The following is a 17,875-nucleotide window of genomic DNA, read 5'->3' on the forward strand; positions in this document are numbered from 1 at the left end:
TTCCCGGCGGCGGCACCGACCGCCGCGGTAAGGGTTCCGTCGGAAGGGCGGTCAGTGCGTGCGGGCCGGGCGGCGGCGGGCCTCGGGGACGACCAGCGGGGTGCCGGTCTGCGGGTCGGGGATGATCTCGCAACGCAGCCCGAAGACCTCGCGGACCAGGTCGGCGGTCATGATCGAGCCCGGCTCGCCCTCGGCGAGGATGCGGCCGTCGCGCATGACGATCAGGTGGTCGGCGTAGCGGCAGGCCTGGTTCAGGTCGTGCAGGACGGCGACCAGGGTCCGGCCCTGCTCGTGCAGCCCGGCGCACAGGTCGAGGACCTCGATCTGGTGGGCGATGTCCAGGAAGGTGGTGGGCTCGTCGAGCAGGAGGATCGGGGTCTCCTGCGCCAGCGCCATCGCCAGCCACACGCGCTGGCGCTGGCCGCCGGAGAGCTCGTCGACCGAGCGGGCGGCCAGGTCGGTGACGTCGGTGGCGGCCATGGCCGAGGCGACGGCGCTCTCGTCGGCCTTGGACCACTGCCGCATCAGCCGCTGGTGCGGGTAGCGTCCGCGGGCCACGAGGTCGGCGACGGTGATGCCGTCCGGCACGATCGAGGTCTGCGGCAGCAGGCCGAGCCGGCGGGCGACCTCCTTGCTGGGCAGGGAGGTGATCAGCGCGCCGTCGAGGTGGACCGCGCCGGCCTTCGGCTTCAGCATCCTGGCCAGGGCGCGCAGCAGGGTGGACTTGCCGCAGGCGTTCGGGCCGATGATCACGGTGAAGGAGCCGTCGGGGATGGTGACGTCCAGGCCCGTGGTGATGACCCGGCGGTCGTAGGCGAGGGTGAGGTCGGATCCGGTCAAGCGAGCCATCGGTCAGCGGTCCCTTCGGAAGGTGCGGTCGGATCCGGTCGGGCCAGGCATCAGCGGTCCCTTCGGGTCGGGCCGGGCATCAGCGGTCCCTTCGGAGGAGGAAGGCGAGGTAGGCGCCGCCGAGCGCGGCGGTCACCACGCCGACCGGCAGTTCGGAGGGCGCGATCACGCGCATGGCGATCAGGTCGGACAGGGCGAGCAGCACGGCCCCGGTGAGCGCGGAGGCGGGCAGGCTGAGGCCGGCGCCGCGCGTCATCCGCCGGGCGAGCTGAGGCGCGGCCAGCGCGACGAACATGACCGGCCCGGCCGCGGCGGTCGCCGCCCCGGCCAGCAGGACGCCGGCGACCAGCGCGGCCCCCCGCACCCGCTCCACGCGGATGCCGGCCGCGCGGGCGGCGTCGTCGCCCATCTCCATCATCCGCAACGGCCTGGCCAGCACCGCGCACACCGGGAGCAGTACGGCAAGCGCCAGGCCCATCGGGATCGCGTGGTCCCAGCCCCGCCCGCTCAGGCTGCCGGTCAGCCAGGCGCCCGCGTTGGCCGCGTCGTTGAGGTTGGCCCTGGTCAGCAGGTAGGAGTCGACCGCCAGCAACAACGCGCCCGCGCCGATGCCGACCAGGACCAGCCGATGTCCCGCCACGCCGCCTCGGTAGGCGACGGCGTAGATGAGCGCGGCGCTGAGCAGGCAGCCCAGCAGCGACCCGGCCGCGATCTGCCAGGCGGCGCCGCCGGCGACGACCATGAGGATGCCGCCCGTGGAGGCGCCCGCGGTCAGGCCGATCACGTCGGGGCTGCCCAGGGGGTTGCGGGTGAGGCTCTGGAAGATCGCCCCGCCGAGGCCGAAGGCCGCGCCGACCAGGAGGCCGGTGACCAGGCGCGGGGCGCGGAGGTTGGCCACGATCAGCTCGGCGATGGGGCTGCCCTCGCCGGTCAGCGCGGCGAGGATGTCGGGGATCGGCACGGTGATCTCGCCGGTGGACAGGGCCAGGGCGCTGACCGCCGCCGCCAGCAGGAGCAGCGCGAGCGTCACGACCACCGCCCGCGGCGCCAGCCGTACCGACCAGGGACCGAAACGGACGATCATGCGGCGGCTCGCTTCCCCGACCCGGTCGACGCCGGCACACCAGTCGCCCGGCCGCCCGCCTTCCGCAGCAACGAATCCCGGAGGGCCCGCTTCATGCGGCCGCTCGCCAAACTCCTGAGGGCCCGGTTCATGCCGCCGCCCGCCAAACTCCGGAGCGGCCAGTTCCTGCCGCCGCTCGCCGAATTCCTGAGGGCCCGGTTCATACGGCGGCTCGCTTTCCGCGGCGGGCGAGGAACATCAGGATGGGCGCGCCGAGGGCGGCGCACATGATGCCGACCTGGACCTCGCCCGGCCGGGCGATCAGACGCCCGGCGACGTCGGCGGCCAGGAGCAGGGCGGGCGCGGCCAGCGCGCAGTACGGCAGGAGCCAGCGCAGGTCCGGCCCCACCAAGGCCCGTACGGCATGCGGTACGGCCAGCCCCACGAACCAGAGCGGCCCCGCCAGCGCGGTGGCCGACCCGCACAGCAGGGTGACCGCGACCGCGGTGAGCAGCCGGGTCCGCCCGAGGGAGGCACCCAGCGCCGCCCCCGCCTCGTCCCCGAGCGCCAGGGCGTTGAGCGGCCGGGCCAGGCTCAGCCCCAGCACGACGCCGACGATGAGGAAGGGCGCCAGCCGGGTCAGCACGTCCGGGGTCTGGGCGGACAGCGAGCCGGTGAGCCAGAAGCGCATGCGGTCGAACACCTGGGCGTCCATCCGGAGCAACGCCTGGCACAAAGCGGTGCAGACCATGCCGAAGGCGACGCCGGCCAGGGTGAGCCGCACCGGGCTCGCCCCCGCGCGCCCGGCGGCCCCGAGGGCGTAGACGGCGACCGCGGCCAGCGCCGCCCCGGCGAAGGCGAACCAGACGTACCCGGCGGGGTCGGTGATGCCGAGCGCGAAGAGCGCGACCGTCGCGCCCAGCGCGGCCCCCTGGTTGACGCCCAGCAGTCCCGGGTCGGCGAGCGGGTTGCGGGTGAGGCTCTGCATCAGCGCGCCGGCCAGCCCCAGGGCGGTGCCGACGGCGAGGCCGAGGAGGGTGCGCGGGAGCCGTACGTCCAGCACGACGGTGTGCTCGGCGGTGTCGCCGGGGGTGGTGAGCACGTCGAACACCGTCTGCAGCGGCACGGGACGCGCGCCGTACACGATGCTGGCCGTCACCGCCAGGAGCAGCAGGACGGCCACCCCGAGCAGCCCGAGGGGCTTGGCTTTCACAGGACCTCTCTCGTCAGCCACATTTAGGCAAGGCTAACCTAAAGGTGACCTAATGAGGCAAGGCTTACCTTAGGAGCCCCCCATGCCCGTATCCCGCAGGCAGCTACTGCTCGGCGGCGGCGCTCTGGCGCTGCTGTCGGCATGCGGCCAGAGCAAGCCGCAGTCCTCCCAGGCGGCGCCCCAGCCCTCCGGCTCGGCCGGCGGCTGGACCTTTACCGACGACCGGGGCAAGACGATCAGCCTGCCGAAGCGGCCCACCCGGGTGATCGCCCAGGTCAGCGCCGCGGCCACGCTCTGGGACTTCGGCGTGCGCCCGCTGGGCGTCTTCGGCCCGCACCGCCTCAAGGACGGCGCCAAGGACCCCGAGGCCGGCGACATCGACGTCAGCAAGGTCGAGACGATCGGCAACGTCTGGGACGAGTTCAACCTGGAGAAGTACATCTCCCTCCAGCCCGAGCTGCTGGTCGCCGGCATGTACGTCAAGGACCAGCTCTGGTACGTGCCGGAGAAGTCGAAGGACGCCATCGCCCAGGTCGCCCCGACGCTCGGCATCGCGCAGCAGGGCAAGGCGGGCGACGAGCTGATCCGCCGGTACGGCGAGCTGGCCGTGGCGCTGGGCGGCGCGATCGACGCCCAGGCCCAGGCCCGTTTCCAGGCCGCCGAGACCGCCCTCGTCGAGGCGGCCAAGACCAAGCGGAGGCTGCTGTTCTGCGCCGGCTCGCCGGACGGCTTCTGGGTGTGCAAGCCGTCGGAGTTCCCCGACCAGAAGTACCTGGTCTCGAAGGGCCTGGAGATCATCGAGCCGGAGAAGGTGGACGACGCCGGCTACTTCGAGACGCTGAGCTGGGAGAACGTCGACAAGTACGAGGCCGACGCGATCTTCGTGGACGCCCGGGCGCAGTCGATGAAGCTGGAGGAGTACGCCAAGAAGCCGACCTGGACCAAGCTCCCCGCGGTCAAGGCCGGGCACATCTACCCCTGGCGGGCCGAGACCCGGTTCAGCTACCAGGGCTACGCCGGGCAGGTCGAGGAGCTGGTGGCCAACCTCGGCAAGCTGGCCTAGAAGTCGGCCAGCAGGCGCGTGGCGGCGATCTCGATCCGGTGCTGGATCTGCTCGTAGGTCCGCCGCCCGCGCAGCATCTCCAGCAGCTCGTGCACCCAGACGCTGGACAGCGAGCCGGCCAGCGCGTGCTCCTCGTCGGTGGCCACGGCCCGGCCGGAGACGCGCAGCAGCAGCCCGGCCATGCGGTCGCCGAACGGCGTCTCGACCTCGGCCATGATCAGGGACCGGATGAGCGCGTCGGCCAGTTCGGGCTCGCGCATCAGCCCGCGGGTGGCCCGCATGAGCACGTCGACGGCGCGGCCCGAGGCGGTCGTCGCGCTCGGCGGCCGGCGCTCGATCGAGCTCTCCAGCAGGTCGATCTCCTCGCCGACGACCGCGACGACGAGGTCCATCTTGGAGGGGAAGTAGCGGTAGAGGGTGCCGAGGGCGACTCCGGCGCGCTCGGCGACGGTGCGCATCTGCATGGCCTCGACGCCGCCGCGGGAGGCGAGGGCCGCGGCCGCCTGGACGATGCGCTTGCGGCGCTGGTGCTGGCTGCGGGTGCGGGCGCCGGAGGCGCCGGAGTGCGGGTCGCTCTCCATCTCGCCCTCGCCGGGGGACGGCGGGACCGGGGTGGTGGCCGCCGTTGCGGGGGTGCGCATGAGAACACGTTATCTGATGGTTCCGGATCCCCGCTTGTTACTGGCCAGTCACTAAGGAGTGCCATCCACCCATGTCTTCCGGGTAATCAGGATATTTCCTGACTTGACGCTCAGGGTGCCCTCTGGACGCCGTCTAGAATCTGTTCTAGTTTTCCAGGTGTTGACCGAGCGCTTGGTGGAGGTAGCGGATGGGCGAGCGGTTCGCCGACCTCCTGGCCGCCCGTGCCGGCGACGACCGGCCCGGCCTGCGCTTCGAGGGCCGGACCTGGACCTGGCGCGAGTACGTGGCCGGTTGCCGGGAACGCGCCGCCCGGCTCGACGCCGCCGCGCCCGGCGGCTCCCTGCACGTCGGCGTGCTCCTGGACAACGGGCCCGAACTGCTGTTCCTCGTCGGCGCCGCCGCGCTGAGCGGGCACGTGGTGGTGGCGCTCAACCCCACCCGCTCGCCCGCCGAGCTGGCCCGCGACGCCGCCGCCACCCACGTGGGACTCCTGGTCGCCGAGGACCCGTACGGCGAGGCCGCCCGATCGGTGGCCGCCGCGCTAGCCCTTCCGAGCGACGGCGAAGGACCGGCCAAGCCCGCCCCCGAGCCCGCGGGCGACCTGGTCATGCTGATCTTCACCTCCGGCACCACGGGCCGACCGCGGGCCGTCCGGATCACCCAGCGCAAGCTCGCCGTCCCCGGCGCGAGCCTGGGCGCGCTGCTCACCCCCGACGACGCCGTCTACTGCGCGATGCCGCTCTTCCACTCCGGCGCGCTCATGGCCGCCTACGCCCCGGCGGTCGCCTCGGGCGCCACGCTGGTGGTGCGTAGGCGCTTCTCGGCCTCGGCGGTGCTGCCGGAGGTGCGCGAGCACGGCTGCACCTACCTGCACTACGTCGGCAAGGCCCTGTCCTACGTCCTGGCCACGCCGGAACGGCCGGACGACGCCGACAACCCGCTCAAGCTGGTCTTCGGCAACGAGGGCAGCGCGGTGGCGGTCCGCCGGTTCGGCGAGCGCTTCGGCTGCTTCGTGATCGACGCCTTCGGCTCGACCGAGACCGCAGTCTCGATCACCCCCGACCCGGCCGGGCCGCCCGGCAGCCTGGGCCGGCTGCCCGAGGGCGTCGAGATCCTCGACCCGGCCACCGGGGCCCGCCGCGAGCCCGCGCGCTTTGAGCGGGGCCGGCTGGCCAACCCGGACGAGGCGATCGGCGAGCTGGTCAACACCACGGGCCTGGGCCTGTTCGACGGCTACTACGCCGACCCCGAGGCCGACCGCGAGCGAATCCGCGACGGCGCGTTCTGGTCGGGCGACCTGGCCTACGCCGACGCCGACGGCTACGTCTACTTCGCCGGACGGGGTACGGAACGGTTGCGGGTGGACGGCGAGAACCTGGCGGTGGCCCCGGTGGAGGCGGTGTTGCGGGAGTTTCCCGGCGTGGTCGAGGCGGCGGTCTACCCCGTGCCCGACGCCGCCGCCGGTGACCAGGTCATGGCCGCCCTCGTGCTGGCCGGGCCGTTCGACCCGGACGCCTTCCAGGACTTCCTCGCCCGGCGGCCGGACCTCGGCGCGAAAGCCGTACCGCGCTATCTCCGCCTGGCCGAGCGGCTGCCGCAGACGCCCTCGCACAAGGTCGTCAAGCGGCTGCTGGCCGAGGAGGCGTGGCTGACCGCCGACGAGGTCTGGTGGCGGCCCGGCCGTACCGGCTTCCGCCCGCTCACCGACGCCGACCGCCGCGACATCGAGGCCGAGTTCGTACGGCACGGCCGCCGACACCACCTGGGGGGCTAGTGGACTTCAGCCTGGACGAGACCCAAAGCGACCTGCGCAAGCTGGCCCGCGAGATCCTCGCGGCGGAGACCGACGCCTGGCCCGCGCTGCGCGAGGCCGGCCTGACCGAGATCTGCGCGCCGGAACCGGCCGGGTCCGCGCTCGGCGCGGTCGAGCTGGCGGTGGTCCTGCGCGAGGTCGGCGCCCGGGCCGCCCCGCTGCCGATGTTGCCGCACCTCGCCGGCACCCTCGCCCTCGCCGGATACGGCCGGACGGTCGACGGCCTGGTCACCGTGGCCACCCGGGGCACGGACGGCCGGGCGAGCAGCGTGCCGTACGCCGCGCAGGCCGACCACCTCGTGGTCGCCACCGACCAGGAGGTCCTGCTGGTCGGCGAGTGGACGAGCGTCCCGGAGTTCACCTCCACCGGCGAACCGGCCGCGACCGTCGCCTACGCCTCGGGCGAGCGCCTGGGCGACGACGCCGAACGCGTCCGCGACCTGGTGCTCGTCGCCGCCGCCGCGCAGGCGAGCGGTGTCCTGGCCGGGGCGCTGGAGCTGACCACCGAGCACATCAGGACCCGGCGCCAGTTCGGCCGCGCGCTCGCCGAGTTCCAGGCGGTCACCATGCAGATCGCCGACGTCTACGTCGCCTCGCGCGCCCTCGACGTGGCGCTCTGGGCGGCGGCCTGGGGCGGCGACCCGCGCGACGCCGCGCTGGCCGCCTTCCACGTCAGCGAGGCCTTCCGCGCCCTGTACACCTGCCAGCACCTGCACGGCGGCCTCGGCCTCGACGTCACCTACCCGCTGCACCGCTACTTCGCGCAGGCCAAACAGCTCACGCACCTCACCGGAGGCGCCGACGCCCAGCTCGACCGGATGGGAGCGCTCGCCTGATGCTGATCGACCTCACTCCCGAGCAGAAGGCGCTCCGCGCCGAGCTGCGCGAGTACTTCGCCGCCTGCCTCACCGCCGAGCAGCGCGCCGAGATCGCGAACGACCCGTTCGGCACCGCCTACATGGCGCACTGCCGCCGCCTCGGCCAGGACCGCAAGCTCGGCGTGGGCTGGCCCGTGGAGTACGGCGGAGGCGGGTTCGGCCCGGTGGAGCAGCAGATCTTCGCCAACGAGATCGCCCGGGCCGGCGTGCCGTACCCGATCATCACCCTGCAGACCGTGGGCCCGACGCTCATGCAGTACGGCACCGCGGAGCAGAAGGCGTTCTTTCTGCCGCGCATCCTGGCGGGGGAGTGCCACTTCGCGATCGGCTACAGCGAGCCGGAGGCCGGCACCGACCTGGCCTCCTTACGCACCACCGCGACCCTGGACGGCGACCACTACGTCGTCAACGGGCAGAAGATCTTCACCAGCGGCGCCCACTACGCGCAGTACGTCTGGCTCGCCGCGCGCACCGACCCCGAGGCCAAGAAGCACCGCGGCATCACCATGATGATCGTCGACTGCGCCGACCCGGGCTACTCCTGGACGCCGATCGTCACCATGGACGGCCGCCACCACACCAACTCCACCTACTACCAGGACGTCCGCGTCCCGGTGTCGATGGTGGTCGGCGAGGTCGGCAAGGGCTGGGACCTGATCGTCAACCAGCTCAACCACGAGCGCGTGACGCTCGGCCCGGCCGGGAACATCGCCCAGACCTACGACCGCTTCGTCGCCTGGGCCCGTGCGGCGAACCTGCTGGACCATCCGGACGTACGGCGGGCGATCGGCCGCATCCACGCCTGCTTCCGCACCAACGAGCTGCTCAACTGGCAGGTCGCCGCCTCGATGGACCTCGGCTGGCTGGGCGCGCCCGACGCCTCGGCGACCAAGATCTACGGCTCGGAACGCATGCAGGAGGTGGGCAGGCTGGTCGCCGAGATCCTGACCCGTTACGGCGACCCGGCCGACCCGGCGACCGCCGAGTTCATGGACCGGCTCGACCACGGCATGAAGGGGGCGGTCGTGCTCACCTTCGGCGGCGGGGTCAACGAGGTGCAACGGGAGCTGATCGCGATGCTCGGGCTCAACCTGCCGAGGCCGCCCCGATGAGCGCGGACGAGCTGGCCGAGCTCGCGGCCAAGCAGGCCGCGGTCGGGGAGGTGCCCGGCGCCCCGGCGGCCGATCCGGTCAACGAGCCCATGATCCGGCACTGGCTGGACGCGATGGGCGACACCAACCCGGTCTACCTGCGCGACGGCGTGGCGCCCCCGGCGATGGCGCAGGTCTGGACCATGCCCGGGCTCAAGCGCGACAAGACCGGCAGCCCGGTGGACGACGTGCTCGCCGCCCTGGACGAGCGCGGCTACACCGGCGTGGTGGCCACCAACTGCGACCAGACCTACCACCGCTACGCGAAGGTGGGCGAGCGGCTGGCCCCGGCGACCCGCTTCACCGGGCTGAGCGGGCCCAAGAAGACCGCGCTCGGCGAGGGCTACTTCGTCACCTGGACCATCGCCTGGTACGCCGAGGACGGCGAGCCGGTCAGCGAGATGATGTTCCGGGTCCTCAAGTTCCGGCCACGGGAGCGGCGCGAGCCGTACCCGCTGCGGCCGGCGGTCAACCGGGACACCCAGTTCTTCTGGGACGGCGTGCGGGCCGGCGAGCTGCGCATCCAGCGCTGCGCCGACTGCGGGGAGCTGCGGCACCCGCCGGGCCCCCTGTGCCCCGCCTGCCACTCGGCCAACCGGGACCACGTCGTCGCCAGGGGCGAGGGCACGGTCTTCAGCTATGTCGTCCACCATCACCCGCCCGTTCCGGGAAGGGAGACGCCCTTTGTGGTGGCTGTGGTGGAACTGCCGGAAGGGGTGCGGATTGTGGGCAACATTGTGGACTGCCCGGCGGATGCGGTGGGTATCGGTATGTCGTTGTGCGTGACGTTCCGGGCAATGGACGAAGAACTGATCCTTCCGATGTGGGCACCACGGGAGACGTGATGCGAACGCTGACCGACGGAACGGTCGAGATCGGTTCGGTGCTCCCCGAACTGGCCATCGAGCTCACGCCGACCGTGGTGGTCTCCACCGCGCTGGCGACCATGGACTTCACCTCGCTGCACCATGACGTCGAGGCGGCGCGGGCCCAGGGGTCCAAGGACATCTTCCTCAACATCCTGACCACGATGGGGCTGGTCGAGCGGTACGTCACCGACTGGGCGGGCCCCGAAGCCATGATCAAGCGGATCAACGTCAAGCTCGGCGTGCCCGCCTACGCCGGCGACCGGCTGTGCTTCAACGGCACGCTGGTCTCCCAGGCCGAGGGCGACTACACCGTCGAGGTGCGTGGCAAGGTCAGCCTGGGCGACCACGCGACCGGCATGGTCACCTTCGCGTTGCCCTGGGCCGCCCGTTGAGGGCCCGCGCGGCCATCGCCGGGATCGGCGCCACCGAGTTCAGCAAGCAGTCGGGACGGACGGAGCTGCAGCTCGCGGCCGAGGCGGTCCTGGCGGCGCTGCGGGACGCGGGGCTGACCCCGGCGGACGTGGACGGCCTGGTCACCTTTACGCAGGACGCCAACCAGGAGATCGCGGTCGCCCGCGAGACCGGCATCGGCGACCTGACCTTCTTCTCCCGCGTGCACTACGGCGGCGGCGCGGCCTGCGCCACCGTCATGCAGGCCGCGATGGCCGTCGCCACCGGGGCGGCCCGCACCGTGGTCTGCTACCGCGCCTTCAACGAGCGTTCCGGCCGGCGCTTCGGCCAGCCCGACGCCGGGCTCGGCGGCGAGCCGTCCTCGCAGGGCCTGGAGATGAGCTGGCACGTGCCCTTCGGCCTGATGACCCCGGCGGCCTGGGTGGCGATGACCGCGCGCCGCTACCAGCACCTGTCCGGGGCGCTTTCGGAGGACTTCGGCCGGGTGGCGGTCGCGATGCGGCGGCACGCCGCGACCAACCCGGCCGCCTGGTTCCACGGCCGCCCGATCACGCTGGCCGAGCACCAGGCCTCCCGCTGGATCGTCGAGCCGCTGCACCTGCTCGACTGCTGCCAGGAGAGCGACGGCGCGGTCGCCGTCGTGGTCACCTCCGCCGACCGGGCCCGCGACCTGCCGCATCCGCCCGCGGTGATCACCGCCGCCGCCCAGGGTTCCGGCGCCGGGCAGCAGATGATGACCAGCTACTACCGTGACGACCTCGGCGGCCTGCCGGAGATCTCGGTCGTCGGCCGCCAGCTCTGGGAGCGGTCGGGCCTGAGCCCGGACGACATCCAGACCGCCATCCTCTACGACCACTTCACCCCGTTCGTCCTGATGCAGCTCGAAGAGCTCGGCTTCTGCGGCCGGGGCGAGGCCAAGGAGTACGTCAAGGACGGCGGCATCGAGCTCGACGGCCGCCTCCCGGTCAACCCGCACGGCGGCCAGCTCGGCGAGGCCTACATCCACGGCATGAACGGCATCGCCGAGGCGGTCCGCCAGCTTCGCGGCACCTCGGTCAACCAGGTGCCCGGCGCGGCGAACGTGCTGGTCACCGCCGGGACCGGCGTCCCGACGAGCGGGCTGGTGCTGTCCGGTCAAGATTCTCTCTAGGTACGGCGTCGCGGCAGGCAGGCCAGGGCGAACTGGGTCACGTTGGTGGCGTGAAGATCGATTGGACCCAGATGCCCACCTACAACACGATCATGGCGGTGGCGGCCGGTATCGGGCTGCTCCTCATGGTCGCGCTGGGCCGGGATCTGCTGCGTGGCCGCACCGACGGGCTCACCGGATTCGCGCTCGCCTTCGGCGTGCTCGGGACCATCCTGACCACGACCGGGCTGCACATGACGCTCACCTGGCCGCTGGCCGGGCAGGGCTTCCCGTTCGACAACATCATCTTCGGCGAGCCGTCGCTGGCCTTCGGGGTGATGCTCCTGGCCGCCGCCTTCTACCTGTGGAAGCGCGGGCTCGACCTGCGCGAGAGCGTGGACCTGGCCGGTCACGTCGTCGCGGTGGCCCGGCCGGTGTCGTGGTTCGCCGCGGCCATGGGGCTGGCGTGCTTCGGCATCGCCGCGGCGGGGTGGACCTACACGCTGTTCGCCGCGCCGCCGCAGGAGCCCATCTCCGGGCTTCTGGCCGAGTACCCGCTGGTGGAGGCCACCTTCATCTCCGGGCTGTACGTCCTGGTGGGCGTCGGTGCGGTGCTGCTGCCCTTCGCGCTGGTACGGCGCGGCGGCCTCGCCAAGGTCGTCGGGTGGTGCTGGGGGCTGGCCGGGCTGGCGTTCACGCTCTTCGGGGCGCTCAACTACTTCACCCACATCGGGCTGATCGTGAACACCATGTAGAACTCCGCTTCAGCTCGGCAGGCTGAAGAAGACCGCCATCGCGATCGCCACGCAGGCCAGGAAACCGGCCAGCTCCCAGGCCCAGTCGTGGTGGCGGTCGCGTCGTTTGCGGGGGATCGGCCGGTGCGACCGCGGCACCACCCGGACCGCTTCGGGGGCCGCCGCCACGGGCTCGGGCGTCGAGGTCTGGGGGGTCTCGGGGGACTCCGCGATCCGAGGAGTCTCGGCGACCTCCGGTATCTCCGGTATCTCCGGGACCTCGGGGATCTCCGCCGTCTCCGGCTCGGGCGGCATGATGTACACCGGCTCGGGCGGTTGCGGGCGGGGCAGGAAGAGCCGGCCCGAGGCGTCGTCCCGCTCCCCGGCGACCAGCACGTCACCCGGCTCGGACCGGGGTGTCCCCCTGCGGTCGAGCGACCGGCGGGTGTTGTCGACGATCTCCTCGACCTTCGCCCGCACGTCCTCGAACGGCTTGACCGGCACCGGCGCCGCCAGCACCAGGGACGGCTGGTCCCGCACCTTGGGCATCGGCGCGGTGGCCGCCTCGTGCGCGAACGGCCCCTCGGGCGGACTCACCAGCTCGGCCGGGAACAGGCCGGTGCTGGACAGGTGGTCGATCTCGGCCAGCGGCAACGGCCAGCGCGGGGTGAGCGGCCACAGATTCAGCGGCGACTCGCCGGCCTCCTCCGGCAGGTACGGCTCGGCCGTACCGGACAGCGGCTCCGCCGTACCGGACAGTGGCCCCGCGGCCTCGGCCAGCGGCGGCGGAGCGGGCCACGGCAGGCGGCGCAGGATCTCGGTGAGGGGCGCCATGCGCACCGCGTGGTGCTCGTCGGTCACCAGGCGGACCGCGATCGAGGAGAAGGCCCGGTCGAGCGCGTGCCGGAAGTGCTCGCGCGCGAGCTCGGCCAGCTCGTCGGCGGTGTCGACGGCGACGTCGAGCACCCACGCCAGCTCCACCCGGTCGAGCCCGCAGACCTCGCAGAGCACGAGCACCTCGCGCTGGTGCGGGCGCAGGTCGCGCACCGCCCGCTCGATGAGCGAGCAGAGCGGGTCGACCAGGGGATCGACGACGGGCGGGGCGTAGACGACGTCGCGGCGCTGGATCTCGCGCCGGGCCAGCGCGTAGAGGGCGGCCCGGGGCGGAGGCTCGACGACCTTGGAAAGGACCGCGGTCACGGCGTCCGCGGCGGAGCCGTGGTCGCCGAGCTGGTCGGCGCAGTAGGCGAACAGCCCCCGGGCATGCGCGAGGTAGAGCTCCGTACGCGTGGTGAGCTGAGAGATCACGGGACCGGATCCTCTGCGGCTGATGCGATGAAAGGAAGGTAGGTCGCCAATCATGCCGCTTCCGTGGGCGTTGCCGCACTACCGGATGCCTATTTGATAGCAAAACAGGTGAACCGCTTCACGTAGGGGTGACGGGACACAACCCTCCGTATCGCCGTAGGGTGGACCAGGGATCATGACCCAGCACGAACGACGAGGTAGCGCATGATCACATTCGAGTCCGTCACCAAGCGCTACGCCGATGGCACCGTGGCCGTGGACCGGCTCTCGCTGGAGGCGCCCACCGGCGAGATCACCGTCTTCGTCGGCCCGTCCGGCTGCGGCAAGACGACCTCCCTGCGGATGATCAACCGGATGATCGACCCCACCGAGGGCCGCATCCTGCTGGACGGCACCGACGTGACCACGATCGACCCGCCGCAGTTGCGGCGCGGCATCGGGTACGTGATCCAGCAGGCCGGGCTCTTCCCGCACCGCAAGATCGTGGACAACGTGGCCACCGTCCCGTACCTGCTCGGCTGGGACCGCAAGAAGGCCCGCGACCGCGCGATGGAACTGCTCGAACGTGTCGGCCTCGACCTCAAGCTGGCCGGGCGTTACCCCTTCCAGCTCTCCGGCGGCCAGCAGCAGCGCGTCGGCGTGGCCCGCGCCCTGGCCGCCGACCCGCCGGTGCTGCTGATGGACGAGCCGTTCAGCGCGGTCGACCCGATCGTGCGCACCTCGCTCCAGGACGAGCTGATCCGGCTGCAGAGCGAGCTGCAGAAGACCATCGTCTTCGTCACCCACGACATCGACGAGGCGATCAAGCTGGGCGACCGGGTCGCGGTCCTGCGCGTCGGCGGGCGGCTGGCGCAGCTCGCCGACCCCAAGACCCTGCTGTCGGAACCGGCCGACGACTTCGTGCGCGACTTCCTCGGCCGCGACCGGGGCATCCGGCGGCTGCAGTTCTTCGGCACCGACGGCCTCGAACTGTCGGACCCGGCTGATACCTCTGGGGCGTGGACACTGCGGATGGCCGACGGGCGGCCCTCGGGCTGGGCACGGGCCGACGGCTCGGGGCCCCTGGAGCCCTACGGCACCTTCGTGCCGGGCCGCGACTCGCTGCGCACGGCGCTCGACGCCGCCCTGCTGACCCCGGCGGGCGCCGCGGTGGCGGTCGACGGCGACGGCCGGGTGGTGGGCGTGGTCCGCAGGGAGACCCTCGAAGCCGCGCTGGCGGAGGCCGCCGATGAGTAGCCGCCACGACCGGCGGGCCGCCGCCGACCGGCGAGCCGGCGAGCGCACCCCCGGGGGAGGGCCGGCCTGATGGACGAGGAACCGCTCTTCCGCTGGAGCTGGGTGGCCAGCAACTGGGACAACGACACCCCCAACAGCATCGTCAACCTGCTCGGCGCGCACATCGTGATGGCCGGGCTGCCCATCCTGCTCGGCCTGCTCGTCGCGCTGCCGCTCGGCCTGGCCTGCGTGCGCTGGCGCTGGCTCTACCAGCCGGTCGCGGGGCTGATGAACGCGATCTACGCGTTGCCGTCGCTGGCGCTGTTCATGATCCTGCTCTCGGTCACCGGGGCCGAGCGGACCACGGTGATCATCCCGCTCACCTTCTACGCGGTGGCGGTGCTCATTCCCGCCGTGGTCGACGGGCTCGGCTCGGTGCCCGACCACGTCCGGCAGTCGGCCGTCGCGATGGGCTACACGCCGCTGCGCCGGCTGCTGGGCGTCGAGCTGCCGATCGCCGTGCCGGTCGTGCTGGCCGGGCTGCGCGTGGTGGCCGTCTCCAGCATCAGCCTGGTCAGCGTGGGCGCGCTGATCGGCCAGGGCGGGCTGGGCAACTTCTTCACCGACGCCTACCAGCGTGACTTCTACACCCCGGCCATCGCCGGGATCGTGCTGATCGTGCTGCTGGCCCTGGTCGCCGACGGGCTCATCCTGCTCGCCCAGCGCCTGCTCACCCCCTGGGTCCGCGCACGGAGGTCGACATGAGGACGCGAGGCGCTGCGGGCCGGAGGCCGGCATGAACTGGTTGATCGACTTCTTCACCGATCCGGCCAACTGGAGCGGTTCGAGCGGCATCCCGCAGCGGCTGGTCGAGCACCTCGGGTTCTCGCTGGTCGCGCTGGCCCTGGCCGCGCTGATCGGCATCCCGCTCGGGCTGCTGGTCGGGCACACCGGGCGCGGCGGGCTGCTGGTGGTCGTCTCGGCCAACCTGGCGCGGGCGCTGCCGACGCTCGGCCTGCTGGTGCTGCTGGTGCTGCTGCTCGGCACCGCCTCCATCTGGCCGGTGCTGATCCCGCTGGTGGCGCTTGCCGTACCGCCCATCCTGGTCAACACCTTCGAGGGCATCCGCGGCGTCGATCCCGAGCTGCGTGACGCCGCGTACGGCATGGGCCTGCGTGGCCCGCAGGTGCTGCTCAAGGTGCTCGTGCCGGTCGCGCTGCCGCTCATCCTGCTCGGCCTGCGGCTGGCCGCGGTCCAGATCGTGGCCACGGCCGCGGTCGCGGCCTACGTCGGGCTCGGCGGGCTGGGCAGGTACATCATCGACGGTCTGGCCACCCGGGATTACAGCCAGGTGGTCGGTGGTTCAGTACTGATCGTGTTGTTCGCCTTGGCCGCGCAGTCGGTTTTCGCGATCACCCAGAGGCTGACGGTCTCACCGGGGGTGAGCCAGCGAGTTCGTATCCGCTAATCTCTGCAATACCCCCCGCTTAGAAGGGAAATAGGTTCCATGAGACGCATTTTCAGCGCGGCGGCGCTTTTCCTCACCGCAGCGCTCACCTTGTCCGCCTGCGGTTCCGGCGACCCGCTCACCACGAGCGCGACCCCGGCGCCGGGCGGGAGTTCCGCCGCCGGCGGGGGCGGGAAGGTCGTGGTCGGCTCGGCCAACTTCCCGGAGAACGTGCTCCTCGCCTCCATCTACGCCCAGGCGCTCAAGGCCAAGGGCGTGCAGGTCGAGGAGAAGCCGAACGTCGGCAGCCGTGAGGTCATCTACAAGCTGATCCAGTCGGGCCAGCTCAGCGTGCTGCCCGAGTACAACGGCGGCCTGCTGTTCTTCGTCGACCCGAAGGCCACCGCCGCCTCGACCGCCGACGTCAACGCGGCGCTCAAGTCCAAGCTCCCGGCCGAGCTGGAGATCCTCGAGTCCTCCGCCGCCCAGGACAGCGACTCGCTCACGGTCACCAAGGAGACCGCGACCAAGTACAACCTCAAGACCATTGAAGACCTCGCCAAGGTCTCCAAGGAGTTCGCCGTCGGCGGCCCGCCTGAGTTCAAGCAGCGTCGTGAGCAGCAGTTCAAGGACGTCTACGGCGTCGAGTTCAAGGAGTGGAAGCCGACCGGCGACACCACCGCCGACGCGATCAAGGACGGCACCGTCCAGGCCGGCAACGTCTTCACCACCGACCCCAAAATCCTGATCAACAACATGGTGTCGCTGGAGGACCCGAAGAGCGTCTTCAGCGCCCAGAACGTCACCCCGCTGGTGAACAAGGCGGCCGTCAACGACACCGTCCGCACCACGCTCAACGCCGTCTCGGCCAAGCTCACCACCGAGGGCCTCGTCGAGATGATGAAGAAGCTGTCGATCGACAAGCAGGACGCCGCCGCGGTGGCCAAGGAGTGGCTCACCGCCAACGGCCTGGCCTGACCCGGCTCGCCGAAGCTCACTCGCGCTCACGTACCCTTCCAGACGTGAGCGTGAGTGACTTCCGGGAAGCCATGGCACAACTCGCCGCCGGAGTGGGGGTCATCACCGTCCGGGACGGGCGGGACGACCTCGGCTCTACGGTGTCGGCCCTCATGTCGGTGTCCATGAACCCGCCGCTCGTCCTCGTCTCGCTCGGCTCCACCGGCTATCTCAGCGAGGTGCTGCTGCGGCAGGACCGCTGGGCCGCCTCCCTGCTCGGCGCCGGGCAGGCCGCCATCGCCAGCCGGTTCGCGACCGCCGGCCGGCCCAGCGCCCGGCATCTCGTCGCCGGCGTGCCCCACCACCGGGGCGAGCACACCGGGGCCTTCGTCGTCGAGGGCGGGGTGGCCGCGCTCGAACTGGAGACCTCCCAGGTCGTGCCCGCCGGGGACCACACGTTGTTCATCGCCCGGGTGCTGGCCGTGGACTACATCGACTCCTCGACCCAGCCACTCGTCCGCCTCCGCGCCCGCTACCGCCCCGTGTAGCTTCCTGGGCGGGTGCTATCGCCCGGTATAGGTGACGGCTCGGTCGAAGGCGAGGGTCGCGAAGCGCCCGCCGGTGAAGCCCAGCCGTACGCCGTCGCAGTGCGCGAACGGCGCACCCCAGGAAGCGTGATCCCCGTCCGGGAAACAGGCCGCCAGCGCCAGCTCGATCGCCCCGCCATGCCCGACCAGCAGCGCCGAGCCACCCTCGCCGACCCCGTCGAGCGCGTCCAGGAAGATCCCCCGCAGTTCCCCGGCCACCCCCGCAGCCGTGCGGCCCGCCCGGACGACGGCCGCGAGCCGCTGGTAGGGGTCGGCCCACTCCCACTGCGCGTGCCGGGGGATCTCGTCCGCCACATAGCCCGACGGCCACTCCGCGGTGTCGTCCACCGCGAAGCCCATCGCGACGGCGGTCTCGACGGCGCGCGGAGACCCGCTGGTGACGACGCGCTCATAAGGGCCGGCCCCGGCGCCGATCAGGCGGGCCAGCGCGACGCCCTCGGCGGACAGGTGCGAACCGCGGCCACGGGCCGGGCCCTTCTTGGTCAGACTGTGGCGGCGGACATCCAGCCAGATCATGGGCGGCCC

At 72.2% G+C, this 17,875-nt stretch carries 19 protein-coding genes; 13 read left to right on the forward strand and 6 right to left on the reverse strand.

From position 1 onward, the window contains the following. Positions 1-51: 51 nt before the first annotated feature. From ACIBG7_RS23210 to ACIBG7_RS23220, 3 genes are all read right to left on the reverse strand, one after another. Positions 52-849, reverse strand: a complete 798-nt coding sequence (locus tag ACIBG7_RS23210; protein ID WP_357926690.1) for an ABC transporter ATP-binding protein — start codon at positions 847-849, stop codon at positions 52-54. Between the two features lie 79 nt (positions 850-928). Next, positions 929-1,933 (reverse strand): iron chelate uptake ABC transporter family permease subunit, encoded by a 1,005-nt coding sequence (locus tag ACIBG7_RS23215; RefSeq protein WP_357926687.1) that lies wholly within the window; start codon positions 1,931-1,933, stop codon positions 929-931. A gap of 199 nt (positions 1,934-2,132) precedes the next feature. Then, the gene (locus tag ACIBG7_RS23220) at positions 2,133-3,125 is read right to left on the reverse strand and encodes an iron chelate uptake ABC transporter family permease subunit (protein WP_357926684.1); all 993 of its coding nucleotides are present in this window, start codon (positions 3,123-3,125) and stop codon (positions 2,133-2,135) included. A gap of 82 nt (positions 3,126-3,207) precedes the next feature. Here ACIBG7_RS23220 and ACIBG7_RS23225 point away from each other — a divergent pair, with 82 nt between their 5' ends. Beyond that, positions 3,208-4,188 carry an ABC transporter substrate-binding protein gene (locus tag ACIBG7_RS23225; protein WP_357926681.1) on the forward strand — a complete coding sequence of 327 codons (981 nt, stop codon included), beginning with the start codon at positions 3,208-3,210 and terminating at the stop codon, positions 4,186-4,188. On the opposite strand, the gene ACIBG7_RS23230 is transcribed toward ACIBG7_RS23225, so the two are convergent. Further along, the gene (locus ACIBG7_RS23230) at positions 4,185-4,769 is read right to left on the reverse strand and encodes a TetR family transcriptional regulator (protein WP_357927012.1); all 585 of its coding nucleotides are present in this window, start codon (positions 4,767-4,769) and stop codon (positions 4,185-4,187) included. The genes ACIBG7_RS23225 and ACIBG7_RS23230 overlap by 4 nt on opposite strands. 248 nt (positions 4,770-5,017) lie before the next feature. Between ACIBG7_RS23230 and ACIBG7_RS23235 the strand changes: the two genes are divergently transcribed. From ACIBG7_RS23235 to ACIBG7_RS23265, 7 genes are read left to right on the forward strand one after another with little or no spacing between them, the layout of a single operon-like run. Then, positions 5,018-6,604 carry an AMP-binding protein gene (locus tag ACIBG7_RS23235; protein WP_397337558.1) on the forward strand — a complete coding sequence of 529 codons (1,587 nt, stop codon included), beginning with the start codon at positions 5,018-5,020 and terminating at the stop codon, positions 6,602-6,604. Then, a complete protein-coding gene (locus tag ACIBG7_RS23240) occupies positions 6,604-7,479 on the forward strand; it encodes an acyl-CoA dehydrogenase family protein (RefSeq protein WP_397337559.1) in 876 nt (291 codons plus the stop codon). Before ACIBG7_RS23235 ends, ACIBG7_RS23240 begins: the two co-directional genes overlap by 1 nt. Then, a complete protein-coding gene (locus ACIBG7_RS23245; protein WP_397337560.1) occupies positions 7,479-8,633 on the forward strand; it encodes an acyl-CoA dehydrogenase family protein in 1,155 nt (384 codons plus the stop codon). Before ACIBG7_RS23240 ends, ACIBG7_RS23245 begins: the two co-directional genes overlap by 1 nt. Beyond that, positions 8,630-9,517 carry a bifunctional MaoC family dehydratase N-terminal/OB-fold nucleic acid binding domain-containing protein gene (locus ACIBG7_RS23250; protein WP_397337561.1) on the forward strand — a complete coding sequence of 296 codons (888 nt, stop codon included), beginning with the start codon at positions 8,630-8,632 and terminating at the stop codon, positions 9,515-9,517. The genes ACIBG7_RS23245 and ACIBG7_RS23250 overlap by 4 nt, the downstream gene beginning before the upstream one ends. Beyond that, positions 9,517-9,933 (forward strand): MaoC/PaaZ C-terminal domain-containing protein, encoded by a 417-nt coding sequence (locus tag ACIBG7_RS23255; protein ID WP_397337562.1) that lies wholly within the window; start codon positions 9,517-9,519, stop codon positions 9,931-9,933. The genes ACIBG7_RS23250 and ACIBG7_RS23255 overlap by 1 nt, the downstream gene beginning before the upstream one ends. Next, complete coding sequence (locus ACIBG7_RS23260) at positions 9,930-11,102, forward strand: lipid-transfer protein (RefSeq protein ID WP_357926665.1); 1,173 nt, start codon at positions 9,930-9,932, stop codon at positions 11,100-11,102. Before ACIBG7_RS23255 ends, ACIBG7_RS23260 begins: the two co-directional genes overlap by 4 nt. 50 nt (positions 11,103-11,152) lie before the next feature. Continuing rightward, complete coding sequence (locus ACIBG7_RS23265) at positions 11,153-11,836, forward strand: DUF981 family protein (RefSeq protein WP_397337563.1); 684 nt, start codon at positions 11,153-11,155, stop codon at positions 11,834-11,836. A gap of 9 nt (positions 11,837-11,845) precedes the next feature. Here ACIBG7_RS23265 and ACIBG7_RS23270 read toward each other — a convergent pair whose 3' ends face one another. Then, a complete protein-coding gene (locus tag ACIBG7_RS23270) occupies positions 11,846-13,123 on the reverse strand; it encodes a hypothetical protein (RefSeq protein WP_397337564.1) in 1,278 nt (425 codons plus the stop codon). Between the two features lie 204 nt (positions 13,124-13,327). Here ACIBG7_RS23270 and ACIBG7_RS23275 point away from each other — a divergent pair, with 204 nt between their 5' ends. The 5 genes from ACIBG7_RS23275 to ACIBG7_RS23295 all read left to right on the forward strand — a co-directional run bounded on the left by ACIBG7_RS23275 (position 13,328) and on the right by ACIBG7_RS23295 (position 17,290). After that, entirely contained in the window at positions 13,328-14,359 is a 1,032-nt protein-coding gene (locus ACIBG7_RS23275; protein ID WP_357926656.1) for an ATP-binding cassette domain-containing protein, read from the forward strand. A 69-nt stretch (positions 14,360-14,428) separates the two neighbouring features. After that, positions 14,429-15,103 (forward strand): ABC transporter permease subunit, encoded by a 675-nt coding sequence (locus ACIBG7_RS23280; RefSeq protein WP_357926654.1) that lies wholly within the window; start codon positions 14,429-14,431, stop codon positions 15,101-15,103. Between the two features lie 31 nt (positions 15,104-15,134). Continuing rightward, positions 15,135-15,806, forward strand: a complete 672-nt coding sequence (locus ACIBG7_RS23285) for an ABC transporter permease subunit (RefSeq protein ID WP_357926652.1) — start codon at positions 15,135-15,137, stop codon at positions 15,804-15,806. 39 nt (positions 15,807-15,845) lie between these two features. Then, a complete protein-coding gene (locus ACIBG7_RS23290; protein ID WP_357926649.1) occupies positions 15,846-16,763 on the forward strand; it encodes an ABC transporter substrate-binding protein in 918 nt (305 codons plus the stop codon). Between the two features lie 44 nt (positions 16,764-16,807). Next, a complete protein-coding gene (locus tag ACIBG7_RS23295; RefSeq protein WP_357926647.1) occupies positions 16,808-17,290 on the forward strand; it encodes a flavin reductase family protein in 483 nt (160 codons plus the stop codon). A gap of 15 nt (positions 17,291-17,305) precedes the next feature. Here ACIBG7_RS23295 and ACIBG7_RS23300 read toward each other — a convergent pair whose 3' ends face one another. Beyond that, a complete protein-coding gene (locus tag ACIBG7_RS23300) occupies positions 17,306-17,866 on the reverse strand; it encodes a histidine phosphatase family protein (protein WP_397337565.1) in 561 nt (186 codons plus the stop codon). Positions 17,867-17,875 lie beyond the last annotated feature (9 nt).

Source organism: Nonomuraea sp. NPDC050328, from assembly GCF_044459405.1.
GTDB lineage: Bacteria > Actinomycetota > Actinomycetes > Streptosporangiales > Streptosporangiaceae > Nonomuraea.